The organism is Chitinivorax sp. PXF-14, assembly GCF_040812015.1.
Classification (GTDB): domain Bacteria; phylum Pseudomonadota; class Gammaproteobacteria; order Burkholderiales; family SCOH01; genus JBFNXJ01.
Map to the genome: position 1 here is coordinate 68,455 of NZ_JBFNXJ010000004.1, position 17,689 is coordinate 86,143.

22 protein-coding genes and 1 pseudogene are annotated in these 17,689 nt (G+C 61.1%); 14 read left to right on the plus strand and 9 right to left on the minus strand.

Annotated features, from left to right (window positions below; genetic code table 11):
- Nucleotides 1–174 precede the first annotated feature (174 nt).
- A pseudogene (locus ABWL39_RS06680) lies at nt 175–1,380 on the plus strand (DEAD/DEAH box helicase); the annotation flags it as partial.
- A 286-nt stretch (nt 1,381–1,666) separates the two neighbouring features.
- On the opposite strand, the gene guaA reads toward ABWL39_RS06680, so the two are convergent.
- Nucleotides 1,667–3,241: a glutamine-hydrolyzing GMP synthase gene (gene guaA / locus ABWL39_RS06685; protein ID WP_367788369.1), complete on the minus strand. Its 1,575-nt coding sequence runs from the start codon at nt 3,239–3,241 to the stop codon at nt 1,667–1,669.
- A gap of 44 nt (nt 3,242–3,285) precedes the next feature.
- Nucleotides 3,286–3,732, minus strand: coding sequence for an SsrA-binding protein SmpB (gene smpB, locus ABWL39_RS06690; protein ID WP_367788371.1), 447 nt, complete (start codon nt 3,730–3,732; stop codon nt 3,286–3,288).
- Between the two features lie 56 nt (nt 3,733–3,788).
- Here smpB and ABWL39_RS06695 point away from each other — a divergent pair, with 56 nt between their 5' ends.
- Together ABWL39_RS06695 and ABWL39_RS06700 are read left to right on the plus strand one after the other, a co-directional pair.
- Nucleotides 3,789–4,223 carry a type II toxin-antitoxin system RatA family toxin gene (locus ABWL39_RS06695; protein ID WP_367788373.1) on the plus strand — a complete coding sequence of 145 codons (435 nt, stop codon included), beginning with the start codon at nt 3,789–3,791 and terminating at the stop codon, nt 4,221–4,223.
- A 2-nt stretch (nt 4,224–4,225) separates the two neighbouring features.
- Nucleotides 4,226–4,507 (plus strand): RnfH family protein, encoded by a 282-nt coding sequence (locus tag ABWL39_RS06700; protein ID WP_367788375.1) that lies wholly within the window; start codon nt 4,226–4,228, stop codon nt 4,505–4,507.
- A 24-nt stretch (nt 4,508–4,531) separates the two neighbouring features.
- Here ABWL39_RS06700 and ABWL39_RS06705 read toward each other — a convergent pair whose 3' ends face one another.
- Nucleotides 4,532–4,948: a hypothetical protein gene (locus ABWL39_RS06705; RefSeq protein ID WP_367788377.1), complete on the minus strand. Its 417-nt coding sequence runs from the start codon at nt 4,946–4,948 to the stop codon at nt 4,532–4,534.
- Nucleotides 4,949–5,221: 273 nt separating this feature from the next.
- Here ABWL39_RS06705 and radA point away from each other — a divergent pair, with 273 nt between their 5' ends.
- Nucleotides 5,222–6,571: a DNA repair protein RadA gene (gene radA, locus ABWL39_RS06710; protein ID WP_367788724.1), complete on the plus strand. Its 1,350-nt coding sequence runs from the start codon at nt 5,222–5,224 to the stop codon at nt 6,569–6,571.
- Nucleotides 6,572–6,584: 13 nt separating this feature from the next.
- Here the strand turns inward: radA and ABWL39_RS06715 are convergent, their stop codons facing one another.
- The 5 genes from ABWL39_RS06715 to ABWL39_RS06735 all read right to left on the minus strand — a co-directional run bounded on the left by ABWL39_RS06715 (nt 6,585) and on the right by ABWL39_RS06735 (nt 9,000).
- The gene (locus tag ABWL39_RS06715; RefSeq protein ID WP_367788379.1) at nt 6,585–6,920 is read right to left on the minus strand and encodes a hypothetical protein; all 336 of its coding nucleotides are present in this window, start codon (nt 6,918–6,920) and stop codon (nt 6,585–6,587) included.
- A 141-nt stretch (nt 6,921–7,061) separates the two neighbouring features.
- Nucleotides 7,062–7,856 (minus strand): peptidylprolyl isomerase, encoded by a 795-nt coding sequence (locus tag ABWL39_RS06720; protein ID WP_367788381.1) that lies wholly within the window; start codon nt 7,854–7,856, stop codon nt 7,062–7,064.
- A 21-nt stretch (nt 7,857–7,877) separates the two neighbouring features.
- On the minus strand, nt 7,878–8,153 hold the full coding sequence (locus tag ABWL39_RS06725; protein WP_367788383.1) for a BolA family protein: 276 nt from the start codon (nt 8,151–8,153) through the stop codon (nt 7,878–7,880).
- Nucleotides 8,150–8,452 (minus strand): YciI family protein, encoded by a 303-nt coding sequence (locus tag ABWL39_RS06730; protein ID WP_367788385.1) that lies wholly within the window; start codon nt 8,450–8,452, stop codon nt 8,150–8,152. Before ABWL39_RS06730 ends, ABWL39_RS06725 begins: the two co-directional genes overlap by 4 nt.
- Entirely contained in the window at nt 8,452–9,000 is a 549-nt protein-coding gene (locus ABWL39_RS06735) for a septation protein A (protein ID WP_367788387.1), read from the minus strand. Before ABWL39_RS06735 ends, ABWL39_RS06730 begins: the two co-directional genes overlap by 1 nt.
- 170 nt (nt 9,001–9,170) lie before the next feature.
- Between ABWL39_RS06735 and ABWL39_RS06740 the strand changes: the two genes are divergently transcribed.
- The 10 genes from ABWL39_RS06740 to ABWL39_RS06785 all read left to right on the plus strand — a co-directional run bounded on the left by ABWL39_RS06740 (nt 9,171) and on the right by ABWL39_RS06785 (nt 17,169).
- Nucleotides 9,171–10,013, plus strand: a complete 843-nt coding sequence (locus ABWL39_RS06740) for a 3',5'-nucleoside bisphosphate phosphatase (protein ID WP_367788389.1) — start codon at nt 9,171–9,173, stop codon at nt 10,011–10,013.
- A gap of 30 nt (nt 10,014–10,043) precedes the next feature.
- A complete protein-coding gene (locus ABWL39_RS06745; protein WP_367788391.1) occupies nt 10,044–10,673 on the plus strand; it encodes an L-threonylcarbamoyladenylate synthase in 630 nt (209 codons plus the stop codon).
- Nucleotides 10,674–11,318, plus strand: a complete 645-nt coding sequence (locus ABWL39_RS06750) for a site-2 protease family protein (protein ID WP_367788393.1) — start codon at nt 10,674–10,676, stop codon at nt 11,316–11,318.
- 15 nt (nt 11,319–11,333) lie between these two features.
- Complete coding sequence (locus ABWL39_RS06755) at nt 11,334–12,533, plus strand: tryptophan--tRNA ligase (RefSeq protein WP_367788395.1); 1,200 nt, start codon at nt 11,334–11,336, stop codon at nt 12,531–12,533.
- Nucleotides 12,534–12,598: 65 nt separating this feature from the next.
- Nucleotides 12,599–12,943: a hypothetical protein gene (locus ABWL39_RS06760; RefSeq protein WP_367788397.1), complete on the plus strand. Its 345-nt coding sequence runs from the start codon at nt 12,599–12,601 to the stop codon at nt 12,941–12,943.
- 30 nt (nt 12,944–12,973) lie between these two features.
- The gene (locus tag ABWL39_RS06765) at nt 12,974–13,828 is read left to right on the plus strand and encodes a DMT family transporter (protein ID WP_367788399.1); all 855 of its coding nucleotides are present in this window, start codon (nt 12,974–12,976) and stop codon (nt 13,826–13,828) included.
- 8 nt (nt 13,829–13,836) lie between these two features.
- On the plus strand, nt 13,837–14,655 hold the full coding sequence (locus ABWL39_RS06770) for a ScpA family protein (RefSeq protein WP_367788726.1): 819 nt from the start codon (nt 13,837–13,839) through the stop codon (nt 14,653–14,655).
- A complete protein-coding gene (scpB, locus tag ABWL39_RS06775; RefSeq protein WP_367788401.1) occupies nt 14,621–15,181 on the plus strand; it encodes an SMC-Scp complex subunit ScpB in 561 nt (186 codons plus the stop codon). The genes ABWL39_RS06770 and scpB overlap by 35 nt, the downstream gene beginning before the upstream one ends.
- Nucleotides 15,165–16,433 carry a 23S rRNA pseudouridine(2605) synthase RluB gene (rluB, locus tag ABWL39_RS06780; protein ID WP_367788403.1) on the plus strand — a complete coding sequence of 423 codons (1,269 nt, stop codon included), beginning with the start codon at nt 15,165–15,167 and terminating at the stop codon, nt 16,431–16,433. The genes scpB and rluB overlap by 17 nt, the downstream gene beginning before the upstream one ends.
- A 1-nt stretch (nt 16,434) precedes the next feature.
- Nucleotides 16,435–17,169 (plus strand): GAF domain-containing protein, encoded by a 735-nt coding sequence (locus tag ABWL39_RS06785; protein ID WP_367788405.1) that lies wholly within the window; start codon nt 16,435–16,437, stop codon nt 17,167–17,169.
- On the opposite strand, the gene ABWL39_RS06790 is transcribed toward ABWL39_RS06785, so the two are convergent.
- A complete protein-coding gene (locus ABWL39_RS06790) occupies nt 17,166–17,648 on the minus strand; it encodes an LEA type 2 family protein (RefSeq protein ID WP_367788407.1) in 483 nt (160 codons plus the stop codon). The genes ABWL39_RS06785 and ABWL39_RS06790 overlap by 4 nt on opposite strands.
- Nucleotides 17,649–17,689: the final 41 nt, after the last annotated feature.

A 17,689-nucleotide genomic window follows, 5' to 3' on the forward strand; every position in this document is an offset into this window, starting at 1 on the left:
CTACGCCGTTACGACCTGGAAGAAATCTTGATTGCCGTTCAGCAGTGCGTGAGCCTGCTTGAGCACGGAGGATATCCGCCGTCGTCGACGATGCAAGGAACCGGCGATCAAGTTGCAGTTCTCCTGTGCGTAAACGGATACACTCTGACTCTCTTCCTGATTTTTTGCACCCTCATGACGTTCTCCTCTCTTGGTCTGATTGACCCCATATTGCAGGCGCTCGACGAACTCGAGTACAAAACCCCGACGCCAGTACAGATGCAGGCGATTCCCGCCGTCCTCGCCGGACGCGACCTGATGGCGGCAGCACAAACCGGAACCGGTAAGACGGCGGGCTTTGCGTTGCCATTGCTGCAACGCCTGATGACGGAAGGCTCGCCGGTGGGCAGCAATCGCGTACGTGCACTTGTGCTGGTGCCGACACGGGAGCTGGCAGAGCAGATGCATGCAAGTTTTCGTGGATACGGCCGGCATCTACCTTTGAGAGCCCACGTGGCCTACGGTGGCGTCAGCATCAATCCGCAGATGATGAAGCTGCGCAAAGGCCTCGATATCCTGATTGCCACGCCCGGTCGCCTGCTCGATTTATTTGGGAAGAACGCGGTCAAGTTCACGCAATTGCAGACTATCGTTCTTGATGAAGCCGATCGGATGCTCGACCTTGGATTTTCGCACGAGCTGGACGCCTTGATCGCCGCGTTTCCGAAGCACCGGCAGACACTACTTTTTTCCGCGACGTACTCGGACCCAATCCGCACGCTGGCGGTGTCGCTGCTCCGCGATCCCCTGACCATTGACGTCAGCCCGCGCAACAGCACAGTAGAAGGCATTAAGCATTGGCTCATTCCGGTCGACAAGAAACGCAAGTCCGAACTGTTTAGCTATCTGCTGCGGAAAAACGCCTGGGGCCAGGTACTGGTGTTTGTGAAGACTCGCCAGGGCGTGGAGCAATTGGTGGATACCCTGCGCGCGCAGGGTATCCGTGCCGACTCGATCCATGGCGACAAGCCTCAATCCGCCAGGCTACTTGCGCTCGAGCGGTTCAAGTCAGCCGAGGTGCAAGTCTTGATCGCGACCGATGTGGCCGCGCGCGGACTGGATATTGAGGATCTGCCACTCGTGGTCAACGTCGACCTGCCGATCGTTGCCGAAGATTACATTCACCGAACCGGCCGTACCGGTCGCGCTGGCGCAACCGGCGAAGCAATCTCACTGGTGTGTGCCGACGAGGTGCGGCAGTTATCGGCAATCGAAGTATTGATGCACCAGACACTGACGCGCATCGACGAGCAAGGCTTTGAGCCGGAGCATCGTGTGCCGCTGACTGATGCGCTCGGACAGGTACTGAAAAAACCGAAGAAACTCAAGAAACCCAGGTCTGGCAAACCCTGATCTACTTGGCGATTTTTAGGTGGCGGGCTATTAATTCTAAGGTATTGATTGTTTTTAATAAATATTAAGTTCTTGCCGACACCTGTTGCCTAATCGATCGGCGGTAAATCATTGGTTATCGGGTTTGCTTGGCAAGTAAACCGACCGATCTGCCGTCCACAAAATTCGCTTGTTAGCGATAGTTGTCGATAGCAGGAAAAAGTAAACCCCAGTAGAAACTGGGGTTTACATGGGCTATCTAGATAGATGCCGATAGTGCGGGGCAAGTGTTAAATCACTCCCACTCAATCGTCGCTGGCGGCTTGCCGGAGACGTCGTACACCACGCGATTGATGCCGCGTACTTCGTTGATGATGCGGTTGGATACGCGCCCAAGCAGGTCGTAAGGCAGTTCCGCCCAGTGGGCGGTCATGAAGTCACTGGTGACCACCGCGCGTAGTGCCGTTACATAGTCATAGGTGCGCCCGTCGCCCATCACGCCAACGGACTTAACCGGCAGGAACACGGCAAATGCTTGGCTGGTCTTGTCATACCAGCTCAGGCCGTCCGCATCCTTGGTATTGCGCAATTCCTCGATGAAGATGGCGTCTGCGCGGCGCAGCAGGTCGGCGTACTCGCGTTTGACTTCGCCGAGGATGCGTACGCCCAGACCAGGGCCGGGGAAGGGGTGGCGGTATACCATCTCGTGCGGCAAGCCCAGGGCAATGCCGAGCTGGCGGACTTCATCCTTGAACAGCTCGCGCAGGGGTTCGAGCAGCTTCAGATTCAGGGTTTCCGGCAGGCCTCCGACATTGTGGTGGCTCTTGATCGTGTGTGCTTTCTTGGTCTTGGCGCCAGCCGATTCGATCACGTCCGGGTAGATGGTACCTTGTGCGAGCCACTTTGCGTTTGGCAGCTTCTTGGCTTCGCGCTGGAAGACTTCGACGAATTCGCGGCCGATGATCTTGCGTTTGGCTTCGGGGTCGGTGACGCCCTCCAGGTGCTTCATGAACTCTGCGCTGGCATCGACATTGATGACCTTGACGCCGAGATTGCGGGCGAACATGTCCATCACCATGTCGCCCTCGTTCAGGCGCAGCAGGCCGTGGTCGACAAAGACGCAGGTCAGCTGGCTGCCGATAGCCTTGTGAATCAGTGCCGCAGCCACCGAGCTGTCGACGCCGCCGGACAGGCCGAGAATGACCTCTTCGCTGCCGACTTGCTGGCGAATCTTGCAGACCGCTTCGTCGATGTAGTTCGGCATGGTCCAGCTTGGTTTTGCGTCGCACACATGCAGCACGAAGCGATGCAGGATTTCTGCGCCGCGCTTGGTGTGGGTGACTTCCGGGTGGAACTGGACGCCATAGATATGGCGGTTTTCGTCTGCCATGCCGGCGATAGGGCAGGAGGGGGTTTCGGCGATCTGCTTGAAGCCCGGCGGCAGTTCGGTGACCTTGTCGCCATGGCTCATCCAGACGTCGAGCAGGCCGTGCCCCGCGTCGTTGGCGCGGTCCTGCAGGCCTTCCAGTAGCTTGGAGTGGCCGCGGGCGCGGATCTCGGCGTAGCCGAACTCGCGCTTGTCTCCTCCCTCGACCTTGCCACCGAGCACTTGGGCGGTCCATTGCATGCCGTAGCAAATGCCCAGTACCGGGATGCCGAGCTCGAACAGCTTCGGGTCGGCTTGATAGTCGCTCTCATAGACCGAGTTCGGGCCGCCGGAGAGGATGATCCCCTTGGGCTGGAAGGCGCGAATCTCGTCGATGCTCATGTCGAACGGATGCAGTTCGCAATAGACATGGGCCTCGCGTACGCGGCGAGCGATGAGTTGGGTGACCTGGGAGCCAAAGTCGAGGATGAGGATTTTGTCCATGGCTTGCTCTCTGAATTGAGGGGTGATGGAAGTGATGCGGTTGATCAGCCTTTATTGCGGATCAGGCGGGCTTTTTCGCGCTGCCATTCGCGATCTTTTTCCGCTTCGCGTTTATCGTGCTGCTTCTTGCCCTTGGCCAGGCCGATTTCCGCTTTGATGCGGCCCTTGCTGAAATGAAGGTCGAGCGGCGTCAGCGTATAGCCTGCGCGCTCCACCTTGCCGATCAGCTTGCGGATTTCTTCGGCCTTGAGTAACAGTTTTCTCGTGCGGAGTGGATCGGGCTTGATGTGCGTGGAGGCTGAGAGCAGGGGCGTGATGTGCGCGCCGATCAGGAAGATTTCACCGTTCTTGACGATGACGTAGGCTTCCTTGATTTGTGCCCGGCCCGCCCGGATGGCCTTGACTTCCCAGCCTTCCAGCACGATGCCGGCCTCGAACTTTTCTTCGATGAAGTAATCGTGGAAGGCTTTCCGATTGTTGATGATGCTCATCGCGCCGGGGAATCGGGTAAAATCGCGTATTCTAACAGTTTTTTCATGTCTGAACGATGCATCAAGTGGTAAAAACCGTGCTGGTCGAGCACACTGCAAAGCAAATGTACGATCTCGTCGAGGCCATCGGTACGTACCGCGAGTTCCTGCCCTGGTGCGCTGGTGCCGATCTGCTAGAACGTAATGGCAACGAAATTACGGCAACCTTGCACATCGACTATCACGGCCTCAAGCACAATTTTACGACCAAGAACACGCACCTGCCCGGTAGCCAGATCGACATGCTGCTGGTGGACGGGCCATTTCAGCATCTCGAAGGGCTGTGGCGATTCATCCCCCTGGGGGATGCCGCCTGCAAGATCGAGTTTCGACTGAGTTACGAGTTTTCCTCCGGCGTGCTGGAGAAGGTGATTGGCCCGGTATTCAACAAGATTGCCAATACCTTCGTCGATGCCTTCATTCGCCGCGCCGACAAAGTCTATGGGGCATGACCATGCGTGTCGAAGTGGTCTACGCGCTGCCGCAACAGCAACGCCTGATCGCGCTTGAGGTAGCCGAAGGCACGACGGCGGCGCAAGCGCTTACGCTGTCCGGTGTGATGACGGAATGCCGCGAGGCCGCTGACAGGCTACGCATGGGGATTTTTGGCCGGACCGTTGAAGGCGCCACGGTGCTGCGCGATGGTGATCGGGTGGAAGTCTATCGTGCCTTGCTGGCGGACCCGAAGGAAGTGAGGCGGACTCGCGTTCTTGCCGCAAAATCCAGGGGGTGTTGAGGTGGTGAAGCTGAACCGTTCCGCCTATTTGCCTCTGCGATCGAGCGGGCCGCGCAGACGTCGATCCGGTTTGGTATAGCTGCGGCGCTCCACGCCTGGCTGAAGCTGGATTTCGGCATGAAAGCGCCGATCCAGCGAAGCGCGCCGTTCCTTGCCTTCCCGACGCTCGATGCCTGCCGGCACGCCATTGACGAAATACATCTGCGCAGGCTGGATCAGCTGCTCGATGAACTCGAGCAGATCATTCTGCGCATAATGAGCCTTACCCTCTATCAGCATGAAGGAGATGACCGGGTCGCTGTTGCGGTCGCTTCTTAGCCATTCCGCCGCATTCTTGTGGAGCAGAAACGGCTGCAGGAACTCGGCTGCTTCCTGCTCGCTCAGCAACGTGTTCTTCCCCCCTTGGCTAGCGGCACCTTCTCGCTGCTTGAAATAATCCATCCAACGCCAAACGCTCATTTTCTTTCCATCTCCGTCCTTTGTTTCTCGACATTTCACGACGTCGGGAGTGATTGATGGAACCATAGCAAATTTCGCGCCATTTTCCGAAATCGTTGTGAAGTCAAAGGATTCTGCCTGGCCATCCGCAATATGACGCGATCAGTGTAAAAATTGCCGACGAACGTTGTTTTTGACTGTGTCGGGCGCGCAATGTTCCGTCATGCTGACTCGCAGGTGGTAAGCTCTGCGCCACCAATGCAAGCAAGGTCGATGATGAGTAAGGCTAAGACGGTTTATCAGTGCAGTGCCTGCGGCGGGCAGTCCCCGAAATGGCAGGGGCAATGCCCTCATTGCGGCGAGTGGAACGGCCTGCTGGAGGTCGTGGCCGGTACGGCCCCGCGCCGCTATGCGAGCTTGGCCGCCAGCAGTACGGTACAGAATCTTTCGAGCATCAGCGCGGCGGAAACGCCGCGGCATCCAACTGGCATTGAAGAGTTGGACCGCGTGCTGGGCGGCGGTCTTGTCCGTGGGGCGGTGATATTGATCGGGGGCGATCCCGGCATCGGTAAATCGACGCTGCTGCTGCAGGCCTTGGCCAAAGTGGTCGAGTCGCGCCAGGCGCTCTATGTCAGCGGTGAAGAGTCCGCCCAGCAAATCGCGCTGCGGGCCAAGCGGCTTGCGGTGGAGTCGGCGCCCATCCGGTTGTTGGCCGAAATCCGGCTGGAAAGCGTCCTGGCGACATTGGTGCAGGAGCAGCCCGAGGTGGTGGTGATCGACTCGATCCAGACGGTGTATACCGATAGCCTGCAGTCTGCCCCGGGCAGCGTGGCGCAGGTCCGCGAGTGTGCGGCGCAGTTGACCCGGCACGCGAAGCAGCATGGCACGACCATGATCCTCGTCGGCCATGTCACCAAAGAGGGGGCACTTGCCGGGCCGCGGGTGCTGGAGCACATCGTCGATACGGTGTTGTATTTCGAGGGCGATACCCATTCGAGCTTCCGGCTGGTGCGGGCCATCAAGAATCGCTTTGGCGCAGTCAACGAGCTTGGCGTGTTTGCCATGACGGACAAGGGGCTGCGCGGTGTTTCCAACCCCTCGGCCCTGTTTCTGTCCCAGCACGAAGAGCCCGTGGCGGGCTCCTGCGTGATGGTGACGCAGGAGGGGACTCGCCCATTGCTGGTCGAGGTGCAGGCGCTGGTGGATGAGGCGCATTCGCCCAATGTCCGGCGCTTGGGGGTGGGGCTGGAGCAAAATCGCCTGGCCATGCTGCTGGCTGTCCTGCATCGCCATGCCGGTATCGGCTGCTTTGATCAGGATGTGTTCGTCAATGCGGTCGGCGGCGTCAAGATTGCCGAGCCGGCCGCCGACCTGGCCGTACTGCTCGCCATCGTCTCGTCGCTGCGTAACAAGCCCTTGCCGGAAAAGCTCGTCGTGTTCGGCGAGGTTGGCTTGGCAGGTGAGGTGCGGCCGGTTCAGCGTGGCCAGGAGCGCCTGAAAGAGGCTGCCAAGCTTGGTTTCACCAAGGCCATCGTACCCAAGGCCAACCGGCCCAAGCAGGCAATCGAGGGGATGGAGATTGTAGCGGTGGAGCGCCTTGAGCAGGCTGTAGAAGGATGTCGCTGATCTGGGCTGGCGCTCAGTTGGTGCGCATCAGCTTGCGATAGTCGTATTCGTTGAACTCGAAGCAGTCGGCCGGGACGTCGTCACTGTCGGTGGTGTCGATGACCACTTTGACGTAACGCCCGATCTTGCGCCAGATCGCAATGGAGACCCGGTCGGCGAACGCCTGCTCGTTTTCGTCGGGCAGGAAGCTGGCTTCGGCCGAGGTCTGCAGAAAGTACACCTTGTTGCGCTCGATCTTGTGGACGTAATGCGGCGCAGTCCATGCCTCGCGTATCGCGAGCAGGGTTTTGTTCAATTCGGATGCACCCAGCGGGGCGACGGAGATGTGGACTCGGTAGTGCGTGCTCATCGCGGCTCCGTAGTGTCACAGACTAAAGGCGGACAATTCGTTTTATCACGAAGCCCCCACCGACTCAAGGCGATTTCGGCCTCGCGCTGAAAATGAAAAAAGGGGCCTTGGCCCCTTTTTTGCTGCTGGGTGCCAGGGCGGTTACTCGACCTTGGCCTTGCCGCGCAGGTCGCGCATCAGGGACTCCAGCTGCTTCTGCTGCAGGAACTGGGCGATCTGCGGCTTCATCTCGTCGAGGGAGGGTACCGGCGATTCGCGGACGTCTTCGAGTTTGATGATGTGGTAGCCGTATTCGGTCTTGACCGGTTCGGCCGTGATCTGGCCCTTCTGCAGCTTGGTCAGTGCATCGGCAAACGGCTTCACGTAGTTGCCCGGGTTGCTGTAGTCCAGGTCGCCGCCCTTGGCTGCCGAGCCCTTGTCTTCCGAGTACTTGGTCGCCAGTTGGTCGAACTTGGCGCCCTTCTTGAGCTGGCTCAACAGATCCTTGGCGGTCTTTTCGTCCTTAACCAGGATGTGGCGGGCACGGTATTCCTTGCCTTGCTGCGATTGGGCTGCCTTGAACTTGTCGTACTCGGCCTTCACGTCCGCATCGGCAACAGGGTGGCCCTTGATGTAGTCCTGTACATAGGCGCGGAATAGCACGCTTTGGCGAGCGACTTCCAGCTCGGCCTGCACGTCCGGCGTCTTGTCCAGGCCCTTCTTGACGGCTTCCTGCTCGACCAGTGCGCCGGTGATCAGGCTGTCCTTGATCGCGTTGCGCAGTTCCGGGGAGTCTTTCTGGCCGCGGGCGACCATGGCTTTCAGCTGCGCGTCCAGCTTGGCTTGCGGAATGGCCACGCCATTGACGACAGCCACGTTGGCGGGATCTGCGGCAACGGCAGCGGTGGCAATGGCGCCGGCGAGCAGCGCGGCAAGCAGACGGGAAGTGAGTTTCATGTGTTGTTGATCCTGATAGATTTAGACTTCTTCGGAGGAATAGGCCTGGATGCTGAGCGCGTGTATCCGGCTATGCATCATGTCGCCCAGCGCGCCGTAGATCAAACGGTGGCGTTCGAGACGGCTGCGCCCGGCAAACGCAGGCGATACGATGGTCATCCAGTAGTGTCCGCCGCCGCCCTTGGCGCCTTCATGGCCAGCGTGCTGCGACGATTCGTCATGGATTTCCAGGGTTTGTGGCATGAGCGCCTCTAGGCGCTCGCGCATCAATTCCATGGTGCCGGCAGAAACGGTCATGCCGGAAAGACTTTCTTGAACGGCTTGACGCTGACGCAAGCATAGACGCCCTCCGCCAGGTAGGGGTCCTGATCGGCCCAAGCTTGGGCGTCTTCCTGCGATGCGAATTCGGCAACGATCAGGCTGCCGCTGAAGCCGGCGGGGCCTGGGTCGTTGCTGTCGATTGCCGGGAATGGGCCGGCCAGCACGAGCCGCCCAGCCTCCTGTAGCGTCTGCAGACGGGCGAGATGGGCTGGACGCACGCGCAGGCGGGCGTCGAGACTATTGGGGGTGTCAGTGCCGACAATCGCGTAGAGCATTATTTACGGGGTTCCTGTTTTTCATCGATATGTTTGGCCAGCATCAGGCTTTGCAGCACGACAAAGACCAGCATCAGGCCAATGCCGCCGAACAGCTTGAAGCTGACCCACGTGGCCTCGTCGAAGCTGAAGGCGACGTAGAGGTTCAACGCGCCCATCAGTAAAAAGAATACAACCCACGACCACATGAGCCGGCTCCAGATTGCCTCCGGCAGCTGCATCTGGGCTTCCATCACGCTGCGGATCAGGTTTTTGCCCATGAACAGCTTGCTGACGGACAGCGCGAGAGCAAAGACCCAATAAAGCGCGGTTGGTTTCCACATGATGAAGGATTTGTTGTGCAGCAGCAGGGTCGCACTGCCAAGCCCTACCACTAGGACCAACGATAGCCACAGCATGGCATCGACCTTGCGGTGCTTGAACCAGGCCCAGCCCACTTGGGCAATGGTGGCTGCGATGGTGACGCCCGTTGCGGCGAAGATATCCTTGCTGAGGAAATACGTCGCGAAAAACAGGATGATGGGGAACAAATCGAACAGGAATTTCATAGCGGGCGATTATGCAATGGCATGCCAGCGTTGTCCACGCACCGGCGGTGCGTCGTGCTCGCCCCCATGTCAAGGCAACTGTCCATAGTGTTGCAGGCGCGCTGTAGCCGCGGTTTTCCAAGGGGTAGGCGATTTTGTTATCATATAAGGCCTGCCTCCAAGTTTTTCCCATGCTCAAGATTGATCTCCATTGCCACTCGAACTGCTCCGACGGCGCGCTTGCACCTGCCGAAGTGGCGGCTCGTGCCGTCGCGGCCGGATGTGACGTCTGGGCACTGACCGATCACGACGAGCTCAAGGGATTGGACGAGGCGCGTGCCGTGGCCGAGGCTGCAGGCGTGCGCTTCGTGCCTGGCGTCGAGATTTCCGTGACATGGGACAAGATGACGGTGCATGTCGTCGGCCTCAATATCGACCCGGCCAACGAAACCCTGCGTGCCGGCCTCGAATTCGTGCGTAGCGGCCGCGTGCGGCGCGCTCAGGCGATGGGGGTGGATCTCGCCCGCGCCGGTATCGCAGGGAGCTTCGAGGGCGCCTTGGCGCTGGCGGAGAACAAGGAAATGGTCGGCCGTACGCATTTCGCCCGCTTCCTGGTCGATAACGGCCATGTCAAGGATGTCCAGACTGCGTTCAAGAAGTTCCTGGTCAAGGGCAAGCCCGGCTACGTGCCGCACCAGTGGACGACCCTGGCCGATGCCGTGAGCTGGATCCGCGCTGCAGGTGGGCAGGCCGTGCTGGCCCACCCCGGACGCTACGAGATCGGCAAGGCGCGCATGCTGGCGCTGCTCGAAGAATTCAAGGCCGTGGGCGGCGTGGGCATCGAGGTGGTGACGTCCAATCATACGGCCGAGCATGTAACCCGCTTTGCCCGTCTGGCCGCCGAGTTTGGCCTGCTGGCTTCGTGCGGCTCGGATTTCCATAGCCCGACCGAGGGTTGGTGCAGCCTGGGCAAGCTGCCGGCCTTGCCGCTCAGCTGCACACCCATCTGGCACGATTGGCCGCTCGTGCATTGAGCGCCACCAAACCACCCCCATATTGAAACGATGGCACAATTTTTTTCCATACATCCAGAAACGCCGCAGCCGCGTCTGATCGCGCAGGCGGTGAAGATCATTCGCGAAGGCGGCGTGGTTGTCTATCCGACCGACTCCTGCTATGCCATCGGCTGCCAGATCGGCGACAAGGACGCGGTCGAGCGCATCCGGCGTATTCGCCAGGTCGACGACAAGCATCACTTCACGCTGGTCTGCCGCGACCTGTCCGAGCTGGCGACCTATGCGCGTGTCGACAATGCGCAGTTCCGCATGATCAAGGCCGCGACGCCGGGCAGCTATACCTTCATCCTCACGGCAACGAAGGAAGTGCCGCGCCGCTTGCAGCATCCCAAGCGCAATACGATCGGCCTGCGGGTGCCGAGCCACCCCGTGGTGCAGGCCCTGCTGGCCGAGCTTGGCGAGCCGCTGCTGTCATCGACCTTGCAGTTGCCCGGCGAAGAGCTGCCGCTCAACGACCCGTATGAAATTCGCAGCCTGCTCGAACATCAGGTGGACCTGATTCTCGACGGTGGCTATTGCGGTATGGAGCCGACCACCGTGATCGACCTGCATGAAGGTGAGCCGGTGCTGGTGCGCCAGGGCTGTGGCTCGTTGAAACCGTTTGGATTGGAGGACTGAGTGGGTGGAGAGTTGAATGCCGTGCAGACGATTGCGATCTATGCGCTGCCGGTGCTGTTCGCGATCACGGTGCACGAGGCGGCCCATGCTTATGCGGCTAAGCGTCACGGCGATGCGACGGCCTATATGATGGGGCGCATGACGCTCAACCCGTTGAAGCACATCGACCCGATCGGTACGGTACTGATTCCGTTGCTGGCGGTGACGCTTGGGGGCTTCCTGTTCGGCTGGGCCAAGCCGGTGCCGATCAATTTTTCCAACCTCAACAACCCCAAGAAGGACATGGTATGGGTCGCCGCGGCAGGGCCGGGCGCCAACCTGGCGATGGCCTTCATCTGGGCGATGCTGTACAACCTTGCCGCGCTGAACCCTACCGGTTATTTCGCCTTGCCACTCTCGCTGATGGCGCAGGCAGGCATCCAGATCAATGCGGTGCTGATGGTGCTCAACCTGCTGCCGATCCCGCCGCTCGATGGCGGCCGCATTGCCGTCGGCCTGTTGCCGCGCAACCTGGCCTTGCCGCTGGCGCGGCTCGAGCCCTATGGCATGTTCATTCTGGTCGGCTTGATGATCACCGGTATACTCGGCGTCATCATGCGGCCGTTTCTTGCCGCAACATTCAAACTGATTTCATTGTTTTTGTAAGGATTGGGAATTCACATGTTCGCCGACCGCGTCCTCTCGGGCATGCGCCCGACCGGCAGTCTGCACCTGGGCCATTATCACGGCGTGCTGAAGAATTGGGTCAAGCTCCAGAGCGAGCATGAGTGTCTGTTTTTCGTGGCCGACTGGCATGCGCTGACGACCAACTACGATGATCCGCAGATCATCGAGCGCAGCGTGTGGGATATGGTGATCGACTGGCTCGCTGCCGGCGTTGATCCGGCCCAGGCTACGCTGTTCATCCAGTCGCGCGTGCCCGAGCACGCGGAGCTGCATCTGCTGCTGTCGATGATGACGCCGCTGGGCTGGCTCGAACGCGTGCCGACCTACAAGGACCAGCAGGAGAAACTGAGCCAGAAGGACCTGTCGACCTATGGCTTTCTCGGCTACCCGCTGCTGCAGTCGGCCGACATCCTGATTTATCGCGCCAACCAGGTGCCGGTGGGCGAGGACCAGATCCCACATATCGAGCTGACGCGCGAGGTGGCTCGCCGCTTCAATCACCTGTATGGCCGTGAGCCCGGTTATCAGGAAAAGGCCGAGGCCGCCATCAAGAAGATGGGCAGCAAGAAGGCCAAGCTCTACGAAGAACTGCGCGATCGCTTCCAGGAGCAGGGCGATCAGGAAGCGCTCGAAGCCGCGCGCGCGCTGCTGGGCGAGCAGCAGAACCTGAGTCACGGCGACCGCGAGCGTCTGTTCGGCTACCTTGAAGGCGGCGGCAAGATGATCCTGTCCGAGCCGCAGTCCCTGTTGACCGAAGCCTCGCGCATGCCGGGGCTCGATGGGCAGAAGATGTCCAAGTCCTATGGCAACGCGATCTCGCTGCGCGAGGGTGCCGAGTCGGTCACCAAGAAGATCCGCACCATGCCGACCGACCCGCAGCGCGTGCGCCGCACCGATCCGGGCGATCCGGCCAAGTGCCCGGTGTGGCAGCTGCACGAGGTGTATTCGAACGACGACACCAAGCAGTGGGTGCAACAGGGCTGCAAGAGCGCCGGTATCGGCTGTATCGAGTGCAAGCAGCCGGTGATCGAAGGCGTGCTGCGCGAGCAGGAGCCGATGCGTGAACGCGCCCAGCTGTATCTCGACGACCCGACGCTGGTGAAGAACATCATTGCCGACGGCTGTGAGAAGGCCCGCAAGCTCGCGCAGGAAACCATGCGCGACGTGCGCGAAGCCATGGGGTTGAATTACTGATCCCGTCGCCGGGTGGCGCTGGTGCTCGCCGGCGCCACTGGCGTGATCGTCGACTGAAACCAACCATGAGAAACGCACTTATTCCCGTCGCCTTGATCGTGATCGGCATCGCCTGGCTGCTGGAGGAATTCCATGTCTTCCCCGAAGTCAGCTGGCTGTGGATCAGCGGCTTCATCGCGGGCGGCGTGGCGATTCTGGTGCTCGATGGCATCAACAAGAGTTCGGTCGTGACCGGCCCCTTGCTGATCGGCGCGGGCGTGACTACGTTTATCCGCCAGCATTTCGACCTGAGCCTGCACATGCAGTTGCCCGCCTTGATGATTCTGCTCGGTGTGCTGATGCTGATTGCCCGTTCGCCATCGATCCCCGATGTCACCGCTCGCCGCGGCGAGCCCAGCGTGAAAGATTGAGGCCGCCGGCCGCCGATATCGATGACCGTCATGCATACGCGCGCCGCCACCGGTTTGGCCCTGGCGGCGATTTTTCTTTGGGCCAGCCTGGCGTTGCTGAGCGTGCGCCTGTCTGCCGTGCCGCCATTCCTGCTGGTTGGCGTCAGCTTGTTGATCGGCAGCCTGGGTAGTATCCACCGCCTGCGCGAGTGGCGTGTGCCCCCGCTTACCTTGCTGCTGGGGTGCGCCGGGCTGTTCGGCTACCATTTCTGCCTGTTCCTCGCGCTGCGTCTGGCGCCCGCCTTGCAGGCCAATCTGCTGAATTACCTGTGGCCGCTGCTGATTGTCCTGCTGTCGCCGCTATTACTGCGCGGCTACAGATTGGGTCCCAACCACATCGTGGGCGGCTTGCTCGGCTTTGCCGGCGCGGCCGTGCTGATCGCGAGCCGTGGTTCGGTCAGCATCAGTAGTGCGCATTGGGGGGGCTATCTGCTGGCAATACTGGCCGCGTTCATCTGGGCGAGCTATTCGTTGCTGACCAAGCGGGTCGCGGCTTTTCCGACCGCTGCCATCGGCGGTTTCTGCGCGCTGTCCGGCATGCTGTCGCTGCTTTGCCATGCCGCGCTGGAGCCCGCCTACCGGCCCAGTTCGAGCGAGTGGGGGTTCTTGTTGATGCTTGGCATCGGGCCGCTCGGCGCGGCGTTCTTTCTGTGGGATGCGGCGCTGAAACGCGGGGATGCACGGACCATCGGCACGCTGGCCTATTTGACGCCGCTACTGTCGACTTCCCTGCTGGTGCTGTTCGGCGGCGGCGAGCTGACCTTGCCTGCGATGGCTGCGCTGGTGTTGATCCTCGGTGGCGCCTGGCTCGGTAGCCGGCCGGTGCGCCAGATGGCTGCTCAGTGAACAAAGCGATGACGGTCGAGCAAGCGGCACAGCCCCTAGCCAGCCTGTTTGGTGAGCCGGTGCTGGCGCTGCCGCAGGATCTCTACATTCCGCCCGATGCCTTGCGCGTATTCCTGGATGCATTCGAAGGCCCGCTCGATCTGTTGCTCTACCTGATCCGCAAGCAAAATATCAATGTCGTCGATATTCCGATGGCGCGCATTACCGCGCAGTACCTCGAATACATCGAGCTGATGCAGCAAAACCGGTTGGAGCTTGCCGCCGAATACCTGCTGATGGCGGCGGTGCTGATCGAGATCAAGTCGCGCATGCTGTTGCCGCGCCCTGCCGACATTGCGGACGAGGATGGCCTCGACCCGCGTGCCGAGCTCGTCCGCCGTTTGCTGGAGTACGAGCAGATGAAGCTTGCCGCTTTCAATCTGGACCAGCTACCCCAGGCCGACCGCGATTTCGCCTGGGCGCAGGCGGCGCTCGAGCAATCGGCCATGGTGCGCCACCCGGACGTCAGTATTGACGACTTGCGTGACGCCTGGCTCGGTATCGTGGCACGTGCCAAGATCAACCTGCACCACAAGGTTACGCGCGAGCAACTGTCGGTGCGCGAGCACATGACGCGCATTCTGCGTTTGCTGGCCGACGGACGTTTTCTGGCGTTTCGGCAGCTGTTCGACGACAATGCGGGCCGGCCGGTGCTGGTGGTCAATTTCATCGCCGTGCTCGAACTGGTGAAGGAGAGCCTGGTTTTCGTGACCCAGGAGCAGCCTTACGCACCAATCTATGTCAGACTCAGTTATGTCACCACAGAATCAGCTGAAACTGGTCATTGAGGCCGCTCTGTTCGCTGCGCAGGAGCCCTTGTCGGTATTCGACATCAAGCGCCTGTTCGATAGCGACATTCCGGCCGACAAGATTCGCAAGGCGGTGGCTGCTGTCAAGGCCGACTGGAGCGACCGCGGCATCGAGCTCGTCGAGCTGGCGTCGGGGTGGCGCTTCCGGGTGCGGGCCGAATTCATGGGGCACATCGAACGGCTCAATCCGGAGCGGCCGCCGCGTTATTCCCGTGCGGTGATGGAAACGCTGGCCATCATCGCTTACCGGCAACCCGTCACGCGTGGCGATATCGAACAGATTCGCGGTGTGTCGGTCTCCAGCAATATTGTCAAAACACTCGAAACCCGCGGCTGGATCGATGTCATCGGCTATAAAGAAGTGCCGGGCCGGCCGGGTTTGTATGCCACAACCAAGAAGTTTCTAGACGACCTGGGCCTGAGCTCCCTGAAGGAGCTGCCACCGCTCGAAGAGCTGGGCCAGCTAGTCCTCCCCGAGGTTCAAGAAGATGTCCAAACCGAGTAATCGCGCACCGCGCAACACCCAACAGTTTTTCAAGACCGGCGCGCCCGACGAGCGTGCCGCCGGCGGCCGCCGCCAACCTGATGCAAAACGTGCCGACCCTGCGGGCGGCCCGCGTCGAGGCAAGCCGTTTGCCGCTGCAGAAGCCCCGGTGGCTGGCCGCAAACCCGCCACTGGTGGCCGTTCCCGCCCGGCAGGCAAGGGCGCGGCGCATCCCGCCGACGAGTGGAGCGGCAAGCCGCCCTCGCGCGGCCAACGACCCGATGGCAGCGCGCCATCAACGGGGCGCCGCCCTGTTGCCGGCAGTCCGGCGGTTGTCGAAGGACAGGGGGAGGGCGCGCCGAGGCGTCGCCCACGCGTCATTGAGGCGGGCGCCCCCCAGGGGGCACCATTCGAACCCCATCAGCCCAAGCAGCAGGTGCAAAAGGCGCGCAAGCTGCGCGAGCGTGCCGGCTCGCTGAAGGAGCAGAAGCGCGCCGACGACCTGCGCGATCGCCGTGTCGATCCCAAGGATCTCGAGGACATGCGCCTGCAGAAGATCCTGGCGCTGACCGGGCTCGGCTCTCGCCGCGAGATGGAAGAGCTGATCTCCGCCGGCAGGGTGGAGATCAATTTCAAGGTTGCCGAGTTGGGGCAGAAGGTCAGCTATGGCGACAAGGTCAGGGTCGATGGCAAGAATGTGTCGCTCAAGTGGCCGGACCGCTTGCCGCGCGTGATTCTGTACCACAAGCAGGAGGGCGAGCTGGTCAGCCGCGACGACCCGGATGGCCGCGTGACCGTGTTCGATCGCCTGCCGGCGGTGAAGAGCAGCAAGTGGGTGGCGATTGGCCGCCTCGACTTCAACACCAGCGGCCTGCTGATGTTCACGACCTCGGGCGAGCTTGCCAACAATATGATGCACCCCCGTTTCGAGGTCGAGCGCGAATACGCGGTGCGTGTGCTCGGTGAGCTGACGCCGGAACAGATGAAGGAATCGACCAAGGGCATCACGCTCGACGATGGCGAGGCGCATTTCAATCGCATCGTCGATCAGGGTGGGGAGGGCCGTAACCACTGGTATCGCGTCATTCTCAAGGAAGGGCGCAACCGCGAGGTGCGCCGTATGTTCGAGCATTTCGGCCTGACGGTGAGCCGGCTGATCCGCGTACGCTTTGGCCCGGTCGATCTGCCTGGCCGGCTCAAGCGCGGCCACTGGCTGGAGCTCGAACCGCAGGACGTGCAGAAGCTGCTCAAGTGGGCCGGAATGAGCCGCTGAGGTGGGCGTCGGGATCGACGCCATCCCGCATCGGCTGACAAGCTATCTGCGCTTGTCCGGGCTGGGCTCATTGGCCGACATGCCGGGATTTACCGATGCCGTGATCGAGTCGGCGGCCCGGCTCGATGCCCGCCCAGCCAGCGCCCCGCAGCCGGCAGATGCGGCGGCGATCTATCGCTACCGCGTGCCCTTGCTCAGCGATGACGGGAGCTGCTCCGTCTTCGATGCGCTGGCGCCCAACCCTTATGATCTGTCGGCTGCGCTGGGGGGCGTACAGCCGCAGACTACCCGGCGACTGCTGCAGATCGGCGCGCTGCTCGACGAGACCCTGGCCGACATACCCTGCGACTGGCTTGGGGTCTACCAGCTGTGCGAGCGGCCGGTCGGGCCCGCCTTGGTCAAGCTTGCTTACCGCGGCAAGCCTAGCCGCGCGGAGTTTCCGCTGACGCCCGAGTTTGCCGCACACTCCAATAATAGTGCTGTCGGCCTGTCCGGCCAGGCTCGCGTCATCGATCATGTGGCGAGCTACGTCGAACGGGGTGGCGCCTATTACATCTGCGATCCCGCAGTGCAGGCGGAGGCTTGTCTGCCTGTCTTCGACCTGGATGGGCGGGTGATTGGCATCATCGACGCAGAGGACGCACAGCCAGCCCATTTCCAGGGGGCCAAGCTGGCACTGTTGGTGGCGCTCTGCCTGGCCCTGACAAGCTGGCTGCCGGTGCAGGCCCAGCCCTAATCCAGGCGCAGGCCGCGGATGCGTTCCAGTGGCGTCAGATCGAATTCTCCGGTTCGATCAAACGGCAGACGCCAGTTGGTGCTGCCCACAAAGGCCTCGCCACTCAGGCGGTAGGGGGCTTTGCCATTCCTGCCCAGTGCCTTGAGTTGTTTCAGCAGGTCGAACAGCTTCACATAGGCATCAACCTCCACCAGCTCCGAGTCGAGCCTGCGTATCGTCACCGCTTGGTTGGTCTGCCCCATGACGAATTCCTGGCCGGCTATTTCCAGCTTGTAGCGCAGGCCGTTGATCGGCAGGTCGATCGTATTCGGATTCTGCACGCGCAGCTTGATCAGGAAGTGCTGCTCCAGCAGATTGCCGTCGAGCAAGGTTACGCCCGCCAGACTCAGCTGCGGGGGCTGAGGCTTCTCCAGCAGCGTACCGCAGCCAGCAAGCAGGTAGGCCAATAGGGCGAGAATCAAATAGGTGAACCGTTGCATGGAGATTCCTCATGTCCTTGATCGGGCCATTGTAGCAATCC